The 19,798-nt window shown below is 46.9% G+C and carries 22 protein-coding genes; 18 read left to right on the plus strand and 4 right to left on the minus strand.

The features are described from left to right. Positions 1-312 precede the first annotated feature (312 nt). The 5 genes from rlmKL (at position 313) to rmf (ending at position 6,842) form a co-directional block, all read left to right on the plus strand. Entirely contained in the window at positions 313-2,448 is a 2,136-nt protein-coding gene (gene rlmKL / locus ACZ5R2_RS10010; protein ID WP_464902111.1) for a bifunctional 23S rRNA (guanine(2069)-N(7))-methyltransferase RlmK/23S rRNA (guanine(2445)-N(2))-methyltransferase RlmL, read from the plus strand. A gap of 73 nt (positions 2,449-2,521) precedes the next feature. Continuing rightward, complete coding sequence (locus tag ACZ5R2_RS10015) at positions 2,522-2,767, plus strand: glutaredoxin family protein (protein ID WP_464902112.1); 246 nt, start codon at positions 2,522-2,524, stop codon at positions 2,765-2,767. Continuing rightward, on the plus strand, positions 2,745-4,664 hold the full coding sequence (locus tag ACZ5R2_RS10020) for an ABC transporter ATP-binding protein (RefSeq protein WP_464902113.1): 1,920 nt from the start codon (positions 2,745-2,747) through the stop codon (positions 4,662-4,664). Before ACZ5R2_RS10015 ends, ACZ5R2_RS10020 begins: the two co-directional genes overlap by 23 nt. Positions 4,665-4,668: 4 nt before the next feature. Further along, positions 4,669-6,390: a DUF3466 family protein gene (locus ACZ5R2_RS10025; RefSeq protein ID WP_464902114.1), complete on the plus strand. Its 1,722-nt coding sequence runs from the start codon at positions 4,669-4,671 to the stop codon at positions 6,388-6,390. Between the two features lie 278 nt (positions 6,391-6,668). Then, positions 6,669-6,842 carry a ribosome modulation factor gene (rmf, locus tag ACZ5R2_RS10030; RefSeq protein ID WP_438459360.1) on the plus strand — a complete coding sequence of 58 codons (174 nt, stop codon included), beginning with the start codon at positions 6,669-6,671 and terminating at the stop codon, positions 6,840-6,842. A gap of 181 nt (positions 6,843-7,023) precedes the next feature. On the opposite strand, the gene fabA is transcribed toward rmf, so the two are convergent. Then, positions 7,024-7,542, minus strand: a complete 519-nt coding sequence (fabA, locus tag ACZ5R2_RS10035; RefSeq protein ID WP_464902115.1) for a bifunctional 3-hydroxydecanoyl-ACP dehydratase/trans-2-decenoyl-ACP isomerase — start codon at positions 7,540-7,542, stop codon at positions 7,024-7,026. Positions 7,543-7,630: 88 nt separating this feature from the next. Continuing rightward, positions 7,631-9,307, minus strand: coding sequence for a S16 family serine protease (locus ACZ5R2_RS10040; protein WP_464902116.1), 1,677 nt, complete (start codon positions 9,305-9,307; stop codon positions 7,631-7,633). Positions 9,308-9,531: 224 nt separating this feature from the next. On the opposite strand from ACZ5R2_RS10040, the gene matP reads away from it, so the two are divergent. Continuing rightward, a complete protein-coding gene (gene matP, locus ACZ5R2_RS10045) occupies positions 9,532-9,981 on the plus strand; it encodes a macrodomain Ter protein MatP (RefSeq protein WP_464902117.1) in 450 nt (149 codons plus the stop codon). A 273-nt stretch (positions 9,982-10,254) separates the two neighbouring features. Beyond that, on the plus strand, positions 10,255-10,635 hold the full coding sequence (locus ACZ5R2_RS10050) for a hypothetical protein (RefSeq protein ID WP_464902118.1): 381 nt from the start codon (positions 10,255-10,257) through the stop codon (positions 10,633-10,635). 293 nt (positions 10,636-10,928) lie between these two features. Here the strand turns inward: ACZ5R2_RS10050 and ACZ5R2_RS10055 are convergent, their stop codons facing one another. Then, positions 10,929-11,426, minus strand: coding sequence for a hypothetical protein (locus ACZ5R2_RS10055; protein ID WP_464902119.1), 498 nt, complete (start codon positions 11,424-11,426; stop codon positions 10,929-10,931). A gap of 409 nt (positions 11,427-11,835) precedes the next feature. On the opposite strand from ACZ5R2_RS10055, the gene ACZ5R2_RS10060 reads away from it, so the two are divergent. After that, positions 11,836-12,354 carry a hypothetical protein gene (locus ACZ5R2_RS10060; protein WP_464902120.1) on the plus strand — a complete coding sequence of 173 codons (519 nt, stop codon included), beginning with the start codon at positions 11,836-11,838 and terminating at the stop codon, positions 12,352-12,354. Positions 12,355-12,941: 587 nt separating this feature from the next. Here the strand turns inward: ACZ5R2_RS10060 and ACZ5R2_RS10065 are convergent. Continuing rightward, positions 12,942-13,205 (minus strand): helix-turn-helix domain-containing protein, encoded by a 264-nt coding sequence (locus ACZ5R2_RS10065; RefSeq protein WP_464902121.1) that lies wholly within the window; start codon positions 13,203-13,205, stop codon positions 12,942-12,944. Between the two features lie 355 nt (positions 13,206-13,560). On the opposite strand from ACZ5R2_RS10065, the gene ACZ5R2_RS10070 reads away from it, so the two are divergent. The 10 genes from ACZ5R2_RS10070 (at position 13,561) to ACZ5R2_RS10115 (ending at position 19,788) form a co-directional block, all read left to right on the plus strand. Next, complete coding sequence (locus ACZ5R2_RS10070; RefSeq protein ID WP_464902122.1) at positions 13,561-13,851, plus strand: hypothetical protein; 291 nt, start codon at positions 13,561-13,563, stop codon at positions 13,849-13,851. A gap of 7 nt (positions 13,852-13,858) precedes the next feature. Continuing rightward, positions 13,859-14,101: a hypothetical protein gene (locus ACZ5R2_RS10075; protein ID WP_464902123.1), complete on the plus strand. Its 243-nt coding sequence runs from the start codon at positions 13,859-13,861 to the stop codon at positions 14,099-14,101. Then, positions 14,101-15,849, plus strand: a complete 1,749-nt coding sequence (locus ACZ5R2_RS10080) for a replication endonuclease (protein WP_464902124.1) — start codon at positions 14,101-14,103, stop codon at positions 15,847-15,849. Before ACZ5R2_RS10075 ends, ACZ5R2_RS10080 begins: the two co-directional genes overlap by 1 nt. 30 nt (positions 15,850-15,879) lie before the next feature. Further along, positions 15,880-16,053 (plus strand): hypothetical protein, encoded by a 174-nt coding sequence (locus ACZ5R2_RS10085; RefSeq protein ID WP_464902125.1) that lies wholly within the window; start codon positions 15,880-15,882, stop codon positions 16,051-16,053. A 9-nt stretch (positions 16,054-16,062) separates the two neighbouring features. After that, on the plus strand, positions 16,063-16,521 hold the full coding sequence (locus ACZ5R2_RS10090; RefSeq protein WP_464902126.1) for a hypothetical protein: 459 nt from the start codon (positions 16,063-16,065) through the stop codon (positions 16,519-16,521). Further along, the gene (locus tag ACZ5R2_RS10095; protein WP_464902127.1) at positions 16,508-17,032 is read left to right on the plus strand and encodes a hypothetical protein; all 525 of its coding nucleotides are present in this window, start codon (positions 16,508-16,510) and stop codon (positions 17,030-17,032) included. The genes ACZ5R2_RS10090 and ACZ5R2_RS10095 overlap by 14 nt, the downstream gene beginning before the upstream one ends. Then, a complete protein-coding gene (locus tag ACZ5R2_RS10100; protein WP_464902128.1) occupies positions 17,007-17,735 on the plus strand; it encodes a hypothetical protein in 729 nt (242 codons plus the stop codon). Before ACZ5R2_RS10095 ends, ACZ5R2_RS10100 begins: the two co-directional genes overlap by 26 nt. Positions 17,736-17,764: 29 nt before the next feature. Then, positions 17,765-18,682 carry a hypothetical protein gene (locus ACZ5R2_RS10105; RefSeq protein WP_464902129.1) on the plus strand — a complete coding sequence of 306 codons (918 nt, stop codon included), beginning with the start codon at positions 17,765-17,767 and terminating at the stop codon, positions 18,680-18,682. 126 nt (positions 18,683-18,808) lie between these two features. After that, positions 18,809-18,946, plus strand: coding sequence for a hypothetical protein (locus tag ACZ5R2_RS10110; protein WP_464902130.1), 138 nt, complete (start codon positions 18,809-18,811; stop codon positions 18,944-18,946). Continuing rightward, on the plus strand, positions 18,946-19,788 hold the full coding sequence (locus ACZ5R2_RS10115; protein ID WP_464902131.1) for a major capsid protein P2: 843 nt from the start codon (positions 18,946-18,948) through the stop codon (positions 19,786-19,788). Before ACZ5R2_RS10110 ends, ACZ5R2_RS10115 begins: the two co-directional genes overlap by 1 nt. Positions 19,789-19,798: the final 10 nt, after the last annotated feature.

Genomic DNA, 19,798 nt, shown 5'->3' on the forward strand with positions numbered 1-19,798 from the left:
CGCCCTCTGGTATATACCAATAATGCAGTGAATATGTATGCACTTACTGGGCTTTGCAACCAGTATTTTGCTGGTAATGGAAATTCTGTTTGCGTTAGCAAGCATGATTTAAGCTGCTTTTCCGCAATCGCTAGTGACAAGAATTTGGAGTGATTTTCTTACGTTTATTGGTCATTAGAGTTAGGCTGCGGGCCGTGCTGGGTGGGGGATTTGCTTGTTTGGTAGGCAAGTAAACACAAATGTGCCAGTAAATTTATCAATCGTGACCATTGTCAGTTATAATCTGACAAATTTTCCTGTTAAGAATCTCTTATGCATCAATACCTCGCAGTCACATCAAACGGTCTTGAAAATCTTCTCGTTGACGAGTTGGCTAAACTGGGCATCGAAAACCCGAAACCGGTTCAGGCTGGCGTTAAATTTAAAGCCAGCCTCGAGCAGGTCTATCGCTGCTGCCTTTGGAGCCGTTTCGCATCGCGCTTTGTTCGAGTACTTTCTGAGTTCCGCTGTCAGGACGATATGGATCTTTACCTTTCGGTGAACGCCATCAATTGGGCAAACCATTTCCATGGCTCGAAGAAGATAGTGGTGGACTTTAATGGTACTAACCGTGAGATCCGCAACAGCCAGTACGGCGCTATGAAGGTAAAAGATGCGATTGTTGATTCATTTGAAAAGAAGAACCTCGCTCGCCCCTCTATCAGTAAAGAGCAGCCAGACCTGCGCATTCATGTGCGTTTGCATCGGGATAATGCCATTCTAGGTATTGATATGGTCGGTGGCGGCTTACATCAGCGCGGCTACCGTCCAGAGTCGGGTCGCGCGCCTTTGCGTGAGACGCTGGCAAGTGCCATTGTTCAGCGCAGTGGCTGGCAATTTGATAAACCACTGCTTGACCCTATGTGTGGTTCGGGCACCTTGCTGATTGAAGCAGCGATGATGGCTGCCAACATGGCACCGGGTGTGATGCGCAAATACTGGAGTTTTGAAGCACTCGAGGACTTTGATGCGCAGCTGTGGGCTGAGATCAAATCTGAGGCATCCGTGCAAGCGAGACGTGGGATTAAGAAAGTAAGCGCGCGTTTCTACGGGTTTGATAACGACCCTCGCGTGCTAAAAACTGCTCGCGATAATGCGCGCCGCGCTGGTGTTGATTCTCTTATTGAGTTTGCCCAGGGTGATGCTGCATTGGTTAAGTGCCCAGCCAACTTCGAACAGGGTACGATAGTGTCTAACCCACCTTATGGTGAGCGTCTGGGCACTCATCCGGGTTTGATTGCGCTTTACACAGCCTTTGGCGCTCAGCTAAAGGCTGAGTTTGGTGGCTGCACCGCGTCGATTTTCTCAAGCTCTGATGATCTGTTGAGCTGTCTGCGCATGCGTGCCGATAAGCAGTTCAAACTGAACAATGGTGCGTTACCGTGTCACCAAAAGAACTACTCGATCACAGCACGCGCTCAAAACGCGAGCGAGGCCAATCAAGCGGAAGGGACTCAACAAGCGTCTTCGATTGCACCAGATTTTGCCAATCGTCTGAAGAAGAACATGGCAAAAATTGGTAAATGGGCCAAGCGTGAGCAACTCGATTGCTACCGTATTTATGATGCCGACCTGCCGGAATACAATGTTGCGATTGATGTCTACCTCGATCACTTGGTGATCCAAGAATACGCCGCGCCAAAAAACATACCTGAAGAGAAGGCCAAGCGTCGTCTGACCGATATCATTCGCGCAGCGATTGACGTGACAGGGACGGATGCCAATAAGGTCATTCTTAAAGTCCGTACAAAGCAGAAAGGCAGCTCTCAGTATGAGAAGCTTTCGCAGCAGTCCGATACCATGCACGTTAACGAGTATGGCGTGAAGCTGATTGTTAATCTGCAAGACTATCTCGACACAGGTCTGTTCCTTGATCATAAGATCACTCGTCGCCAGTTAGGCCAGATGGCGCAGGGCAAGAAATTCCTCAACCTATTCGCCTATACGGGCTCGGCCACTGTACACGCCGCCTGTGGCGGTGCAACCTCGACCACCACGGTCGATATGTCGAAGACCTATCTGCAGTGGGCACGCGATAACATGGCACTGAACGGTCAGGTTGGCCGCCAGCATCAGTATGTACAGGCAGATTGTCTGCAGTGGCTTGAGCAAGCGAGCGACAAATACGACCTGATCTTTATCGATCCGCCCACATTTTCTAACTCAAAGCGCATGGAGCAAACGTTTGATGTGCAGCGCGACCATATTCAACTTATGAAAAACCTTAAGCGTTTGCTTGATGAGCAGGGCACCATTGTGTTCTCCAACAACAAGCGCCACTTCAAAATGGATATGGAAGCGTTAGCTGAGCTTGGCTTAACTGCCCAGAATATCTCACATAAAACCTTGCCAATGGATTTTGCGCGCAATAAACACATCCACAATTGCTGGATCGTGACTCACGCATAGGTAAGTCACTAAAATACAAATAGAGGCTGAAGGACGTATAGACCCTCAGAATAAGTAACAGGTAAGTTCAAGGATGAAGATTACATTATTCAGTACAGAAGGCTGCCACCTTTGTGAGCAAGCCTTCTCTCTTTTACAACAGGTTGGTGTAGCCAATAAGGTCGACATTGTCGATATCGCCTTCGATGATCAGCTATTTTCTCGTTACGGCGTCACCATTCCTGTGCTTAACTTCAATAATAATGAATTAAACTGGCCGTTTGATGCGTCTGGTTTAAGCAACTGGTTATCAGCTAATGGCATTACTCACAATTCATAATGGTTTGCTAGGTTTCGGCGACCACCCTCTGTTAGATCATGTTGACTTTGCACTGCAAGAAAATGAGCGTGTTTGTCTGGTAGGGCGCAACGGTGCCGGCAAATCAACCTTAATGAAGGTACTCAATGGTGATGTTTATCTCGACGATGGTAAGCTGCAAATTACTCAAGATGTCGTCGTTTCACGCCTAGAGCAAGATCCACCTCGTAATGAGCAGGGTACCGTTTACGATTACGTTGCCAAAGGTTTGGCAGAAGTGGGCGAGCAGTTGAAGATCTACCAAGATCTTCTGGATCTTGTCGCCAAGGAGCCGACTGAGTCGAATATCAAACGTCTTGCTAACACCCAAGAGCAGCTTGAGCACTCTGGCGCTTGGCGCTTTGAGGATCGCATCAAGAACGTACTTGGCGCGCTCAAACTGGATGGCCATACCAAGCTGACCGATTTGTCGGGTGGTTGGCAGCGCAAAGCGGCCTTGGCACGTGCCCTGGTGCGTGATCCTGATGTATTGCTGCTTGATGAGCCAACCAACCACTTAGATGTCACCACGATTGAGTGGCTAGAGAACTTCCTTAAAGATTTTCGTGGCTCAATCATCTTTATCTCGCACGACCGTGCGTTTATCAAATCGATGGCAACGCGCATTGTTGACCTCGACCGCGGTGCTCTGAGCTCTTTCCCAGGTGATTATGAAAACTACCTGGTAGAAAAAGAGGAGATGCTGCGTGTTGAAGAGATGCAAAATGCGGAATTTGATAAGAAGCTGGCCCAAGAAGAGGTATGGATTCGCCAAGGCATCAAGGCGCGTCGTACCCGTAATGAAGGGCGAGTGCGCGCGCTGAAAGCGCTGCGTGAAGAGCGTAAGGACCGTCGTGATGTACAAGGCAAGGCCAATATTCGTATCGATGATGCGGCGCGCTCAGGCAAGATTGTGTTTGAGGCGCAGAACCTTGGCTATGAGATCGACGGTAAGACGATCGTTAAAGACTTCAGCTTTAACATCATGCGGGGCGATCGCATTGCCCTGATTGGGCCGAACGGCTGTGGTAAAAGTACGCTGCTTAAGCTGTTACTGGGAACCCTAGAGCCGTTACGCGGTAACCTACACTGTGGTACCAAGCTAGAGGTTGCGTATTTTGACCAATACCGTGAAATCCTCGACCCTGAGAAAACAGTGATTGATAATCTTGCCGATGGTAAGCAAGAAGTAATGGTGGGTGGTCGTCAGCGTCACGCATTGAGCTATCTGCAAGACTTCTTATTCTCACCAAAGCGCGCCCGCACGCCAGTCAAAGCATTGTCTGGTGGTGAGAAAAACCGTCTTTTGCTTGCGCGTATCTTCCTAAAATCGAACAACTTGCTGATCCTCGATGAGCCAACCAACGATCTTGATATTGAAACATTGGAACTTTTAGAGGATTTGCTTGCCAATTATCAGGGTACCTTGCTCTTGGTGAGCCACGATCGTCAGTTTGTTGATAACACGGTCACCTCAAGCTGGATTTTTGAAGGCAATGGCATCATCGAAGAATTCGTGGGTGGTTATCATGACGCGCAGCAACAGCGCGCTCAGGTAATGGAAAGCCGCGGTGTGATGGAAAAGGCAGCAAAAGCCGAAAAGGTGGTTGACCCAACTCCCAAAACCGCAGTAAATAAAGGTAAGGGTAAGAAGTTATCTTATAAACTGCAGCGAGAGTTAGAGGCATTGCCTGAAAAGCTTGAACAGCTTGAGACGGACATCGAACAGATGCAAGAGCAAGTGAACAGCCCAGAGTTTTTCACTCAAGGAGTCGATGTGACTCAACCGGTTTTAGATAAGCTCGCGGAACTTGAACAAGAGCTGGAAATTGCCTTCGAACGCTGGGATGAGCTCGAAGCAATGCAACAGGATAGTTAATTGAATGAGTAGTAAGAATTTTAAGCTGAGCGTGGTGACAAGTGCGCTACTTTCAGCCTTTGCAGTCAATGCAGCACCTATGTATCAAGTGGTACCTGTTGAGGTACCGAGTGAAGTGGCCAACATTAGTTTTGTTGAGTCACACGGTATAGCAATTCAGCCTTCAAGTATTGAAAGTGAGCTTGGTTGCTTCGATCCAGCGCTGACTGCCGATGAGAAGCAAGCCTGTGCTGGCTACCTTCTTGGTGGTGAAGTGCGCAATACGGTGGATGGCTTTAGTTTAAAAGATGAAGTGCCGTTTGGGATGGATGCTTCGTTCGGTTACATTGAAGAGCGCCGTGACTTTAGAAGCTATTGTTATCGTGAGCTGCTGTACGCGACGTGTGACGAAAGCTGGTCAAGAGAATACTGGTCTGCCTGGAATAACGAGCTTAACGGCGTGCCGAACCTATATGCCTTTGTTGAGGGCGAAGAGATCGAGTATGAGAATAAGGATCACAACAATGTGATTACTCGTCTCGACTCTCAAGGCAACCCTGTCGGTATGCAAGGTACCAGTGCACCAAGTAGTGTATCGGCATCGAGCAGAAGTATTGTTGCCGTTACTCCTTATGAGCTTGAGGCTAGTCTTGATGATGGTGTTGTGGATCATCGAGCTTGGGCAACATGGGTTAGCGAAGACGGCCTTACCGTGCATGTGGTTGGAAGTAGCTCGCAGATAGTGTCCAATACAAATGGCAATCACACCACATCAAAGGCAACGGTTTGGAGCTCAATCGATGGTGGTGAGACTTTCGAGTACACGGCAATTAATTGGCCAAGTAATAAGCCTAAAGATGGTGAGCGCTTGGCACAGGGAAGTATTAGAGATATCACCCAGGTCGGTGATGATATCTATGCCGTTGGCTACAACACTTATGATAGTAGCGAAAATTACCTAGAGGCGTCGATTTTCAAGCTGGGTGAAGAGGGCTTCGAGAACAAAAGTGGCGTGTCGGGCGCTCGAATTGAGAACAGCAAAGATGAGCGAGTGAACAGTAACACTCAACTGGTCTCAGTCAACCGAAACGGTGTCGCGATTGGTGAGTCTAAGCTGCGTGGTAGCCGTCCAGAAAACGGTGCTGCTGCCAATCGTCCGTTCGTGGTATTAGATATTACCGACAGTCCAACAGCCAAGTACTTGCAATCGTATGACCAAGGCCTGTTCTTTTCTGGTATGGGTGCTGACCTAGGTGCAATTAACAGACACAATGAGATAGTGGGTGAAATCGATGCCTCGCGCTTGCGTGAGAACGATGGTCAGCCTCGTCGTCGTCGCGGGTTTATCTTCACTGTCCCTGATCTAGATAGCCCACGTGAAGATCTCTATCGTCAAAAGGCCTGGTTGTTAGATGATCTTACCAATGATGGCGATGCAAATGGGTTCAACAACCAGTATCGCATCATCAGTGCAAGTGACATCAACGACGCGGGCGTGATTGCTGCCACGGCTATCTTCTGTGAGGGTGGTTATGATGATACGGCGCACAATGCTTACTGTGATAACCGTCAAGGTGAAGAGAAAGTTGTTGCGGTTAGACTGGTACCAAATCAGCTAAGCGCTGAAGATGAGATCCCAACAATCACTCCGCGTGAGTTAAACGATCCTCCGGTTGAGCGTCAGGGTGCTGGCTTTGGTTGGCTATTCCTAGCTGCATTAGGTGCGTTTGGTTTGCGTCGCCGATAAAGTTTTTTTCTGAACAGAGCACGCGCTCACATTATTGAGTGCGTGCTTTTTTTATACCTTGTGTCTGAGCGTTTTTTGTACGATGGTTATAAGGCAGTCACAAAAACTTCATCAAAGTTGATGCCAATGCCAAAGGGAGGTCATTTCACTTGGCAGGTGTGAGCAAGCTGTCGTGACTCAGCTGCGATTAATAGCCAATGCCAGGGTATGAAAGACACTCACAGACCTTTGGTTGTCATCTCAACGTGAACAACTTATACGTTTTAGAGGACGACACAATGAAGAGACAGAAACGAGATCGCAACGAAAGAGCACATTCACAAGGGTACAAGGCAGGGTTGAATGGACGCTCTTCGGAAGAATGTCCATATACACAAATGGAAGCGAAATCGTATTGGCTAGGTGGATGGCGAGACGCCAGGGATGATAAGAACGCAGGCTTATACAAATAACGACCGACACTAGTAACGATTGGTACTAGTAACAAGAAACGAAGATTAACCGAATTGAGAGAATCAAGGCCCCTGAAAAGGGGCCTTGGTGTTTTTCCTAATGAGAAAAGGGCTACTTGATTGTCTTTTTGGGGTGTAGCTGGCTGACGATTTTCTCAGGAAATCAATGATTGAGCGCCAATTAGAATGCAGATGTGTCCTGGAACAAGCCTACTTTAAGATCTTTTGCTAAGTAGATCTCTTTGCCATCAACAAGTACACGGCCATCAGCAAGACCCATTACCAATCTACGATTAACCACACGCTTCATATGGATCTCGTAAGTGACTTTTTTCGCCGTTGGCAGAATTTGACCGGTAAACTTCACTTCACCCACACCAAGGGCGCGGCCTTTGCCTTTACCGCCAACCCAGCCAAGGAAAAATCCTACCAGTTGCCACATCGCATCCAAACCTAGACAACCCGGCATAACAGGGTCACCTGGGAAGTGGCAATCAAAGAACCACAGGTCAGGGGTGATATCCAACTCCGCAAGAATAAGACCTTTACCAAAGTCGCCTTCCGTTTCCGACATTTTGGTAACGCGATCCATCATTAGCATGTTAGGCGCTGGCAATTGAGGATAACCAGGACCGAACAGTTCGCCTTGGCTTGACGCTAACAGTTCTTCACGATTGTAGGATTCTTTTTTGTTCTGCATTGTACTACTCCATATGATGTTAGCAGCATCTTAGAGAACACGTGTAAGCTAAACAACCCCGACCAGTGTAAAACTGTGAGGTTGAGGCCTAAAACCAACTCTTGATGCGGTCTAACCAAGTTTCAGGGTGAGCGTGGCGGTCAAAAGCTTGAATTCTTTCAGCAATTTTGCCAAGTACCGTTTCGGTTTCTGCCTCTTCTTGTTCAGGTTTATCACTGCGAAATGGGGTGTTCATTAGGATAGGCACCGCTTCATCGACACTAGAAACAGACCAAATATGGAACTCGCCCTTGCGGATACTCTCTACCACGTCTCGATTGAGTGCGAGATGTTTAAGATTAGACTTGGGCAAGATGACACCTTGATGACCAGTTAAGCCTTGATGCTGACAAACGTGATAAAACCCCTCGATTTTTTCGTTTAAGCCACCAACGGCTTGAACTCGGCCAAATTGATCAACCGCACCTGTCACGGCGATCTGTTGGTTGATTGGGCTTTCCGATAATGCGCTGACAAAACAGCACAACTCAGCCAGTGAGGCACTATCGCCATCGACCTCACAATAAGATTGCTCAAACACTAACGAGGCAGAATAGGGTAGCGGCTCGTCGAGCTGCAAAGCGCTGCTGACAAACGCCTGCATAATCATCATCCCTTTGGCGTGCAGATTGCCCCCAAGGTCGGCTTTACGCTCGACATCGGAGATGTCGCCATCACCAAAGTGGATAACACAAGAAATACGCGCTGGCTCACCGTACGAGCGTGGGTGTCCTGGTACGTCAATCACCGTCAGACCATTGACCTGACCAATCTGTTCACCCTCGGTCTCGATGATCACTTGTCCATCACGAATATCCGACAAAGCACGGTCAGGCAGGTATGACTCGCGGTAGAGACGCTGCTGAAGTACCTGCTCGATATCATCATCAGTAATGATTTCACCGTTGCTTTGCTGCGCTGCTTCCTCAAGCAGAGACATATGCCAGAGCAAACCCAGTGGCATATAGCGCTGATCTTCGGTCTCTCGAGCACCGGCTATCATCAGTCGGTGGATAGCAGAGCTGGACAGCGTCGGCAGCTGGTATTGCTCTAGTAGCCCCTTAACAAAGCCAAAATAGCGTTCGGCAGACTCTGGATTGAGTCCCACTTCTAGCTCTAGTTCACTAAATAGCGCTAACCCGGAATGAATTTCATCATCAAGGTATTCGAGCTCAGCAAATTGGGTCCGATCGCCCACAATCACCACCTTGATATCAAATTGCTTCTTTGGCGCTGGAGACTTGCCAAAGCGGCGGTCTGAACAAAGCGGTGAGATCGCTTGACCCAGCACTAGGGCTTTCACCGTCAACCATAAGGGCGGATTGGCTAATAGGAAGTTGGCGCTCAACACCAGTACACCGCTGCCCAGCTGATCAACCAGACCAGGTTGCTCAATAACATCACCAGATTCTGAAATGCGATAGCTACCAAACACATCAAAGCCATCCAAGCTGTCACCAGCCATCACGCTTTGAGTCGAGGTTTGCTTGATCTGGGCCACTATCTCACCGAAATAGATCGGATTGTCTGGTGCGTTAACCAGTAACATGCGCGACACTCCAGCTTCCTGACGTACCGCTGATGGCGACGTGAATGTAGCCAATGCCTGTGTAAATCGGTCTTGCAGCGCCATAAAAGAGCAGGGAGCAAGGCTATCAAAGCGCTCGATACTCGGTTGATATTGGTCATATTGCGGGCAGACAGCCTGCCATGTTTGTTGATTCATACGGTCCAGTCAGCGGTGTATTTCAGAGTGAAGGGCGCAATTATACCCGTATCTTCATAAAGATGCGCGCCTGATTCATTATCTGGCAACATTCGCTTGGGCATAATGTAAGCTTTCTATATTGCACCAGAGAAATTGATCCTGGTCGCTGTTTTTATCACTGATGATTCACTTACTTACCATTTTGGGTTACGCTGTCACCCATGCAACTTGGGGAATGACGAATGAAATACCAACAATTAGAAAACCTTGAATGTGGATGGAAGTGGCAGTACCTGATCAAGAAGTGGAAGGACGGCATCAACATCACTCGTCATATTGATACCAGCGAGCAGAAAGCCGCGGTAGACCAGTTGCGTGAAATGGAGTCTATTCCAACCCTTGTGCTTGAATGGATTGAAGAGCACATGTCGCCGGATCTGGATGTCAAACTCAAACAGGCCATTCGTGCCAAACGCAAACGTCACTACAATGCAGAGCAGCTTCATACGCGTAAAAAATCGATCGATCTCGATTACCGCGTGTGGGAGAAACTCTCGTACCGCGCCAATGAACTTGGCTGTACCTTATCCGATGCGATTGAATATCTGCTCTCAGAAGCTTCTCGTAGTGAAAAAGCAGCGCAGAAGGTCAATACGCTTAAAGAGGATTTAAGTAAGCTCCTCACTGAATAATGTGTAAATGGGCCTACATTTGCCACTCAAGTCTGTCAGCCACATTTTTACGCCCTCTCTTGTTTCCTCCTCGTAAACACACCATTAATCAAGCCAATCACAAGCGTTGTGATTGGCGAGACATCGAATGCACTCCATGCAAAAAGATTGCGCGTAGCGTCCTGTAGGTCATTTCCAAGTGATGCATTTTCAAGCGATAGGCGGTGCATTCGTCTCGACAGGTCACGCTTTATCGATATACTGTATATTTAAACAGTATATCGAGGTTTCCTTATGTATCGAGCTATTCAAGTAGCGGCCTCCTATCGAGTTGATAGGATCAACGCCAATGGCCCTGTAGGGAACAACCACAACAATGATGGCATGATCGAGGCCTACCTGCGCAGTGGCAGTACATTCCGTGCGCCCTTTGGTGGCTTTATCGAAGCGGGAAACCTGGTTGGTCTGCAACGCGTCAAGTTGATCAATATTACGGTGATTTGCGAGGATGAAAGGGCGGAGATACCAAGCTACCGCATTCCGAAAAATCATTATGTTGTTGGGGTTTACTTAGACAATCAGCTTTACGTCATGCTCAACAAGGGAACAGTCATTCACTTCGTTGACAAGTACCAAGAGAATGATGGAGATGGTACGGTTCATCCGATTTTCTAAAAAAAAACCAATCACAACGAGCGATTGGCTGTATACAGATGGAACTATCTAAGTTCGCTAAATGTCAGTTGGCTAGGTGACTCTCGCCTGAGCCAGAGTCGTTTATTACTTTGCATTACGCGTGCCAACGATAGAAGGTAACTATTTTTCAATACCTTACCTAAAAAAGCCACTTGATATGTCAGAAGTTGCATTGCAATTTGGTAATTGATTTGCAAACTGCGTGCTAGATAGTCGCATTTTGCAAATTTGTGCAGGGCGCGGGGTACTGGTGTTAGTTTCGCGTTATAAGCTCAACGTTTGATAAGGACACCTATTCTCATAATGACCTTTCGGATGGAGGAGCACAACCCGTATATTGAGGCTAGGATAAGTCCCGTACCAATAAGCCCCATCACAACATAAGCCACAAATAAAAACTGAGAACGGTGGGGGTTACGTTTTCTAAAAATGACATCCACTTTTGGTGAGGAATGATTTGGATCATCCACATAAATGATATCTATTCGTCCATTTTGTGGTGGCTCCCAGCCAATTCTGACTTTCTCTCTGCCTTTATGCTCAGTGCCTTTCTCACTTACCCACGTGTAGGTCATGTATTGATGGGTTTGGCTCTCGTGACGCTCTTTGGAATGCCTACTCAAGCCTCTTTTCTCCATATAAACCTCAAACCCAGTCACAGTCGCCTGTGTCTCTATTCCGTGTGAGTCCATTGATTTGGTGTGTTGGATGCCAAAGGCTGACAAAAGAATAAGAACAATACCGAGTCCCAATAATCTTAAAGCTGTCATGAATTTAATGCATGTGTGTTGGAAAAGTTGTGCGCAATATACGTGTTAGTAACTATTGTGCAAGAGTTGGCGACTCGTTTGATGGATTATTGTTCGTTACTCTTAATCACGTATTGAATTATCGAGTTTATAGAATAGGTGAGCGGGGAGGGTGAGTATCAGCAGCCAACAGAGAGACATGATTGGCCACCGATAATAGTTAGCGCCTAATAAGTACGATTGTTTATTGCGCGACTTCCCACGTGCGAACCCATTTGTATCGAGTCGCACGATCGATGAGTGGTCGTGTCTCACCATTTTCTAGCATACACCGGCGGATGATGTTGATAACTTTCACGCCTAGAGTGCTTGTCTTATCGTTCAATCATGGCATCATGCCCGTTTATATAAGGCTAAATAGTGGCTAGCTATGCTAAAAAACTTGCTTCAAATCAGCTTATTGACTGCTGCGGTTCTGATAACTTTCGAGCTTGATAGAAGAGTTTTTCATCCTTGGGAACTGATAGGACTGACGGCTCTCATAGGGCTAGCCATGGAAGCCTCGAGGATTTTGGCAAAAAAACACCTAAATAATAAAGACTTATATGCAGGGTCTAGATTTGACACACCGATAGAAAAGAAACCTTTCGGATGGGCGTGTATTTTAACCGTTTCTTGTTCAGTGCTGATCATGGGCATCCTATGTCTCTATACATCTGTTGGAGATAGCCATGAAGTATCTGCTGTAATTACAGATAAGCGAGTTAATGGAGGTAAAGGCGGCCTCAGATACTCAGTGTCCGTTGAGCATGATGAGTATGGAGTAACTTACCTAAGCGCAGACCATAAAACATGGGAGAGTTCCCAAGAAGGTGATCTGGTTCTTTTAACCGTTAACAAGAACTACTTGGGTTACTATGTTGTAAAGGACTTTACACAACTTAGGTAACAGTCGCGAGATCATGAAAGCCAGCCATGGTTGGATCAGTTCACCAAAACAAATTCGACGGTAGCGATGTTGATAGATTCGAGGTTTTCTTTTCGCGTGTGGCACCCAAACTCCCTCGGCAATCATCCATTGCCGGAGTGTTTCTTTGGAGACCGTCAAGTTGTGTTGCTCGATGAGTTTTTCGAGGTAAAGGTCGGAGAAAAGTCAGCATACTGGGCTCGAACTATCTCCAAAACATGTATCCGAAAGTCATCCGCACAACGACGGTGACTTGGTCGACCGCGTGCAGCATGAGCAAAGCTTTGTGCACCATGAAGGCTTAGTTGAACAAGTAACCGCCGAACTTGTCGTGGAGTAATGTTGAGGATCTCTGCAGCGTCAACTTGACGAAGACTACGGTCATGGACATATTGCAGTACTTTAAATCGATTTAGGTTTTGGTCACAGGAATTAACATCGGTTTGGGTCCTCAGCAACGAACATCGAAGACTTAATACGAGGACATTTTAAATCTGGCTCAAACCGGACATTACTAAATAGCTCTTACACCTCTAGTGCGCATTATGTATAATGTGGTAAATGAAATGTTAAATTGCTTCCGTTACACGTAAAGCATTGATAAGGCGGGGGTTTTTATACTTCTCTGTTAGCAAATTTTGCACGACAAATTGATCGTCCAATTCCAGCATATCTGCAATTTCAAACACTATATCCCAATCCATAGGATTGCGCTCGTTGCGCCAATTAGAAACACGAGCTCGCGAAACGTTCAAATGCTTTGCCAATTGGTAGTCAGAGGTAAGCGCAAAGCGGGTTTTCACTCTGTCTAATAGAACGTTTGTAAAGTTCATAGCTTCCCTAACTGAATTTCCTAACATTCGTCAATTTTAGCCCCTCAAATCCGCTTTTGTACATAGTAAGGCTACGTTGTACGTGTATAAATATTTGTATATGTTCGTTTCCGTAACGTTTTTAAGACTTGCGGAGGTCACGAAACATGGAAGTAACGAGCAAAAACAAGGTATTAAGCCCAATTCATTTGCCATGCCCCGATATGGCGGGGTGTGCAAACCCAAATCCAGAGCTTACCCAAAAATCCCGTGAATGGGTGGCACGTTGCCTAAAACGTGTGCGTCAGATCAAATCAAAACAGCCTTCTTCTCAATACATCCCCGCGCGTTTCGCTCGCGTCAAAGGGGGTGCAGCATGATTAAGTTTGAAATTGAGCAAGCATTAGAGGGTAAATACCTACTTTTAAACGTGTTTTGCCCGCAAGGGTACGTTTGCACAATACATTTTGATCGCGTTTTGTTAATGGAAAACAGCGACCGTGCCGCCGTGGTACTCAACGGCGATATAGTCACGACCGTCCCGAATGTCGTGTATGAAGAATTTCAACAGTTCCGCAAGCAAGGGAGTGCGCCCGCGCAGGGCGCAAACTCTTTTCTTGATCAGCTGATTGAGTTAGACGCACGCGGCGCAATGATTGGGGAGTGATAGCGATATGGCAAGCCAATTCAAAATCAGCGTACCAGCCGCCTACCTAAGAGGCGTGATAGAAGGTGCGATCGTCTCCGAGCTACTGAATGACTTACACCAAAAGAAAGGCGACCGAATCCGACTTACTGACGGGGCGAACTATGCCACGGTGCTAATCAATCGCATAAAGGTACTCCACCAATGCGAAGGCGCACCGATTCAAGTGTTCTTTACCCACATTGGCGGCGGTCGAGAGGCGTTAAGTTGATGAATGGTTTGATTGCGCCCATCGAGCAGGAGCTAAAACAGCGCGTGACCGCTCGCCAATTGCGAAAAAATGCCACGGCGTTAAACGTGTCGAATTTTCGTGATGAGCAGCGCGCGAAACTCGCCCCAATTCAAGCGCACATCAAAAACCAATATCCTGATCTCTTTGGTGAGTCGGCGCTGCTGACTCACGAAAAGCTGATCTCAATTTCTCGCCTGAAAAGCCTATCCAACGCCGCCGCCGAAGCGGGTTTAAAACTGATGCAAGAAATCACAACGCATCATCAAGGCGACTTTGCCGATTTTCACGAAACCATTCGTTATGTGGTGGGTGAACAAAACAAACGCGCCCGCGCTCTACTGATTGAGCCGCCGATTGATTTGGGGGCAAAATTGCCGCCAACCGAGGCCGAGCTAGAAAGCGCCGCGCTAAAACTCGTTGATCCCTCATGGTACATGCGCCGACTCATGAAGTTACGCGGGCAATACAAAGAGTATTGCCAAATTGCGCTTGGCTATGTGGGCGAAGGGAAAAATCAGCACAAATACGTATCTAAGGGGGCGTTTAATGCGTGGAAAGAAAATCAAAGGCAAATGCAGGAATATATTAAAAACATGGCGTTACTCGATGAGGAGAACGGCGAAAGTATCGCGCTAGAAGATGCGATCAATTCGAGTACCGCGAACCCCGAAAACCGCCGTATTGAAATGATGGTGCGTGCCCGTGGCTTTGAAGAATTGGCCGAGGAAAAAGGATTCACCGCGCTATTCATTACATGGACGTTGCCAAGTCGCTTTCACCGTAATTCGTACAAGTGGGACGGCTCAAGCCCTGTAGACGGTCAAGCCGAGTTAATGAAAACATGGGCGCGTGGCCGTGCTCGCCTTGCTAAACGTGAAATTGAATACTTTGGTTTTCGTGTTGCCGAGCCGCACAAAGATGCCACGCCGCACGCGCATTACTTTCTGTTTTGTGCTCCAAAAGACGCCGAGCAAGTGAAAAAGCAGCTCGAAATTGTGGCCTGTAAAAACGACCGTGAAGAATTGGGCGACAATACCGAGGCACGTTTTAAAGCGGTCGATTGCGATCCAAGCAAAGGCGGCGCAACGGCATACATTGCGAAATACGTATCAAAGAACATTAACGGGGCTTATCTTGCTCAAGACGAATACGGCGAGCCGATCGAGTTTGCCGAGGCCGAGAAAAGCGCCTTTAGTGTTCGCGCGTGGGCGAGCCTGTTTAATATCCGTCAGTTTCAGCAATTCGGTGGCGCGTCCGTGTCATTGTGGCGTGTGATGCGCAAAGCCAAACCAAGCCAAACCCAATTTAATCAGAAACTTGAAGCTATCCGACAAGCGGCCGACTCATCTAAATGGTCGCTGTTTTGCGAGTTGGCGCAAGGCGTCCAACTGGCTTATGAAGAAAAGCAGAATCAATACCAAGAAACCATCAAACGCGTGATTGGTTTCGAGTGGTTGAGTGGTGTCATTCAAACCGCACGCGAGTGCGGATTGAAGTTAGTCCCGAAGGCGAAAGCCGAGGGGCTTTTAAAAGCGCGGAGCGCGTCCACTTGGAGCACTGAGAATAACTGTAACCAAGCAATTAGAGAGCAAATCAAAACGGTGACAGGTTGGAGCAGTGCGCAGTTAACGGAGTATGTTTCGCCACTCATAAAGGGGCGAATATTCAAAGTAGACCAATATCAAACCATCAAAATCAGAAACGGGCGTTTATTGGTTAGCAACTAAATCACTAATGACAGTCAAGGAAGAAACTCAATGAATCAATCCGATGTGATCACGGCAGAAATTGAAAAGGAAGTGCAAAAAGCCAGCGGGAATATGATGTTAAAAGCGTTTACCGCGCCGTTGCGTCTGCTTGTGGTTTGGATGAAGCAAACCAACCAACGCTTGCTTGAGCTTGAAAGCCAAATGCAGAAAAACGAGCTTTAGGGGGCAGTCATGGCGAGCAAAAACCCGATAAAGGGCTTTATTCATTGTCACATGCCTGATTGCGGTTGTGTGTCTACGGTTCATGCAGTCGGTGAGCACAAGATATTAACCACGGGCGAGCCGCCAAAGAATCAACGTAATACAGGGCGATTGTATTTCAATTGTCCGAATTGCGGTTTCCAACAAGGCAAAGGCGAGCAGTTTCAAGCGTTCATCAAAGCCAATATGAGCGAAACTAAAGACGGGCTAAAAGACGTTGAAGCCAATGAAACCGAGGTTTCAAAGCCAAAAGCGCCGCCAGTTGTAGCCGAGCCAATGCCAACCGTTGAAGTCATACAAGAAACCAAGCCGAAAGCCGAAAAAACAAGGCTTGAAACCTTAACGCCATATTTAGCGGCCGCCGCCGCTCTTATTGCACTACTCATCTTTATCAACAAGGGAACGACAAAAAACCATGCAACAGCCTGATAATCACGGCATTGAAGCCGAAAGCCACGAAGTGACCGACCATAACGCGGCATTTAGTCAATTAGATGATATTGATGCCATTGAACGTGGCGAAACCCCACAAAGTGAAGCACCCAGCGAACAAAGCGAAGGCGTGCAAATTGGTGAAGCGGAGGCCGCCGCTGCTGCAATGATGCTCGATTATGGGCTAGGGCTATCAGAAGGCGCGATCTCTATGATGGCGGGTGTCGAATTTCACTATGACGAAGCTCAGAAAGCCAAGTTTATTGAAGCCGCACAACCCATCATCCAGAAATACGGCGGTACATGGCTCGAACTAGCTGATAAGTACAAAGATGAAGCCCTGTTGCTATTGGCGGCGGGCGGTCTGACCATATCAAGCGTAGCGACAATTAAGCGCCTTAAACTTGAGCAATTCGCCGCACTAGAAGCCATGAAAAACCAAGCGGCAGCCAATGACGAAACCAAAACGCAAGGGGGTGAACATGGCGAAGAAAGCGCAGCCGCTTAAATTGCCAAGCCCTAAAAATGCAAACCAAACCTTGCCCGCACTACATACTGTTTATGTGGCGGGTACGGGTGGCGGCAAAACAACGGCTATAAAAAAGTTAAACCTTGTGCCGCGTGGCGCTCAAGTCGTTTTCTTTGATCCCTACGAAAACTATTGTAATGAGAAATTCAAAGGGCAAAACGTTCAACGCTTCACCGAGTTCTCACCATTTGCGCGGGCATTAGTGGCAGCACGAGCAAAAAACACCAGTTTTAAATGTGCCCTGGTAAAACCCGCAACAATGGAAAACCTCGAAATGTTTGCCGCGATTGTCTGGAGTGTCGGAGATGGATTAAAAAAGCCCCTCCATGTTGTCATTGAGGAATTAGGCAGCGCCGCTGAAACGAGTACTAAACTCAATGGCCGTGCAGGAGAGCTATGGCGTGGTGGTCGTCAATTTGGGTTGGTGGTCCATAGTGCGTTTCAACGTACACAAGAAGTGCCTAAAACTGTCATTACTCAAAGTCCAGTTTGGTGGGTGGGCGGTTTATCTAGCCTTACTGATGTAAACGCCATTCACAGATTACGAGGAACATGCCTCGATAAACTAAGATCACTAAAAACTGCGGCACAAAACAACGGCATTGCTGAGTATCTGATCATTGGAAATGGCGTTGATAATGTCCAACAAGGGGAGTTAATATGTAAGCAAAACAAAAGCTAACATAGCTGTACGTATAGAAGAGGTCTAGGTTGAAAAGTAAAAGTCTTTTTTGGGAGCGTGAAATCTTTGGGATAACTATAGTCTGGATAGGTTTCCTGTTGGCGTCAGTAATTGGAATTACGTATGAGTTATACGAATCAAATGCCTACGAACTGCACTATGGTAAGCAGGCATGGAGTAATTTTGTATCAATCTACGACTTTCCGCTCAAACTTACGGCTGCATATTTCGCAGCCTACAGTTTATTAAGCATTAATATTCGGTTTAAACAAACGAAACAACAACTTGATGTCACAACAGCGCAAAATCGGTTCACTAACTATTTTAAACACCTAGAAGAATTTGAAAAATATGCGAATACAATTGATCGCGAAGTAGATAGCCGTATTGCGCATGCACAGCTTTTCCCAAACATGATCATAACAGGTGATATCAAAGTAAATATGGCACTTGTTCATGATACTCTGTCTGATATTGATAGAGCTTTATACTCGCTAACAATACATCTAAACGATAAGGAAAACGCTCCGTTTTCTAATGAGCTTGCGACTAAACAGTATAGGGCTATCGATTCATTAACCCTTCCTTTGTCATTAAGTAGTGGTAACGACAAGCTATCCATTAGTCATCTAGTGTACCTTGAGAAACAATTAACAGTTCATGATTGCGAGTCTATAACTATAGACATATTGAAGTATGCTAACAAATATCTCTCTATAGTGTCATTCGATCCCAATATGGAATTCAAAGAATTTAATATATACAAGGACTCGATTAATACACTCTTTTCTAGACTTCAAGCTCAAAAAAATAGCGGGTATGAAGAACCAGACACAGGTCGCTTTATATATACACCTAAGAGCTTCAGCGTCGAAGAATATACTAAGCACATTGACGCAATCAATCTGCACAGTACTTTAGTAAAATCACGTTTGATGAAATTTTGAGTTCCACGTTACCTAATAGGTTAGTGTTGTAGCCTATTAGGTTTTACCTCCTACTCAACAGCTAAATCCCTTGCTTTCATTAGTCCTGTTTTCAACGGCATAACGCCATAACTAAGCAGGTAAACAATGAAAGTCACTACTCGAACAGTGAAACCGATGCTAGTTACCGCCTGTGTAACTATCGTCATCCTCGCACTTATCAACAACGTTGATTCGTTAAAGCCAATCAAAGAGCAAGTAAACGGCTCTAAGGGTTGGTTTTAATGGAAATGCTAACAACACCATTCAACCCACGCCCAAAAGAGCTTGATCCAGTAGAAGGCGTGTCATGGGGCAACCAAGCAACCTTGCGTTTGGTGTCGGGTCCAACTTACCAAAATATTGAATTAGTCACGGATATTAGCGATCCGAAAGACATTGAGCGCGTCATGCTCAAGCTCAACGGTAAAGAGATCATCAACCTAACGGGCGAAGATCTTGTGAACCTTCAAAAGCACCGCAAGCAGTACACGCAAGAAGGTCGTTACATCATCCCATTTGCGGATATTTCGCTACGTACTAAAGCGGGCGTTCGCACGGGTGAGCTTGTCACGCTAGGCGGTGAGATTTGGATGCTCTACATCCAGCTAAAAGCCAAAGATGCGGGCACAGCAGCCCCAATCATTCGCGCCCGTGCTCATACCACGGCCGCACAAGCGACACGTTATTACATGCCGCGTTTGTACTCTTTGACGTGGTTTGCCTCCGCAACAGGCCGCACGCCGTTTGATTTTTCCGAGCGTTCGCCATTCCTAACCCTTAAACGTGTTCACTTTAAAGATGCGTCCATTGAACGTATTCGCGTTCTACGTGACGACCGTGAAGAAATGAACGTGTCAAAAGTCGATAACGCCTATGACTTGGCATTGGCCGAGCTTGAGCAAACCGCAGGATTTTTCACGCTTGATTTTGTGCGCACGGGTTTCGGCACAGAAGGCCGACTGCCAACCAACGCGGCTAAACAACTGCAATTTGAGCTTGAAAAATCAGAGGCGGGCAGCGTACCGCTTGTGATTGAAGCTATCGAGCAAGTGGCCACACTGCCAGCACAAGGCGCAGCCAAATAACCAAAGGGGG

This window comes from Vibrio sabulosilitoris (assembly GCF_055391395.1).

Coding starts and splice junctions, on each gene's coding strand:
- ACZ5R2_RS10075 (WP_464902123.1), top strand. CDS start 13,859: ATGGCAAGCCAATTCAAAATCAGCGTACCAGCCGCCTACCTAAGAGGC.
- ACZ5R2_RS10025 (WP_464902114.1), top strand. CDS start 4,669: ATGAGTAGTAAGAATTTTAAGCTGAGCGTGGTGACAAGTGCGCTACTT.
- ACZ5R2_RS10050 (WP_464902118.1), top strand. CDS start 10,255: ATGTATCGAGCTATTCAAGTAGCGGCCTCCTATCGAGTTGATAGGATC.
- ACZ5R2_RS10040 (WP_464902116.1), bottom strand. CDS start 9,307: ATGAATCAACAAACATGGCAGGCTGTCTGCCCGCAATATGACCAATAT.
- ACZ5R2_RS10085 (WP_464902125.1), top strand. CDS start 15,880: ATGAATCAATCCGATGTGATCACGGCAGAAATTGAAAAGGAAGTGCAA.
- ACZ5R2_RS10115 (WP_464902131.1), top strand. CDS start 18,946: ATGGAAATGCTAACAACACCATTCAACCCACGCCCAAAAGAGCTTGAT.
- ACZ5R2_RS10090 (WP_464902126.1), top strand. CDS start 16,063: ATGGCGAGCAAAAACCCGATAAAGGGCTTTATTCATTGTCACATGCCT.
- ACZ5R2_RS10100 (WP_464902128.1), top strand. CDS start 17,007: ATGGCGAAGAAAGCGCAGCCGCTTAAATTGCCAAGCCCTAAAAATGCA.
- ACZ5R2_RS10095 (WP_464902127.1), top strand. CDS start 16,508: ATGCAACAGCCTGATAATCACGGCATTGAAGCCGAAAGCCACGAAGTG.
- ACZ5R2_RS10015 (WP_464902112.1), top strand. CDS start 2,522: ATGAAGATTACATTATTCAGTACAGAAGGCTGCCACCTTTGTGAGCAA.
- matP (WP_464902117.1), top strand. CDS start 9,532: ATGAAATACCAACAATTAGAAAACCTTGAATGTGGATGGAAGTGGCAG.
- rlmKL (WP_464902111.1), top strand. CDS start 313: ATGCATCAATACCTCGCAGTCACATCAAACGGTCTTGAAAATCTTCTC.
- ACZ5R2_RS10080 (WP_464902124.1), top strand. CDS start 14,101: ATGAATGGTTTGATTGCGCCCATCGAGCAGGAGCTAAAACAGCGCGTG.
- ACZ5R2_RS10110 (WP_464902130.1), top strand. CDS start 18,809: ATGAAAGTCACTACTCGAACAGTGAAACCGATGCTAGTTACCGCCTGT.
- ACZ5R2_RS10055 (WP_464902119.1), bottom strand. CDS start 11,426: ATGACAGCTTTAAGATTATTGGGACTCGGTATTGTTCTTATTCTTTTG.
- ACZ5R2_RS10060 (WP_464902120.1), top strand. CDS start 11,836: ATGCTAAAAAACTTGCTTCAAATCAGCTTATTGACTGCTGCGGTTCTG.
- ACZ5R2_RS10065 (WP_464902121.1), bottom strand. CDS start 13,205: ATGAACTTTACAAACGTTCTATTAGACAGAGTGAAAACCCGCTTTGCG.
- ACZ5R2_RS10070 (WP_464902122.1), top strand. CDS start 13,561: ATGATTAAGTTTGAAATTGAGCAAGCATTAGAGGGTAAATACCTACTT.
- fabA (WP_464902115.1), bottom strand. CDS start 7,542: ATGCAGAACAAAAAAGAATCCTACAATCGTGAAGAACTGTTAGCGTCA.
- ACZ5R2_RS10020 (WP_464902113.1), top strand. CDS start 2,745: ATGGCATTACTCACAATTCATAATGGTTTGCTAGGTTTCGGCGACCAC.
- rmf (WP_438459360.1), top strand. CDS start 6,669: ATGAAGAGACAGAAACGAGATCGCAACGAAAGAGCACATTCACAAGGG.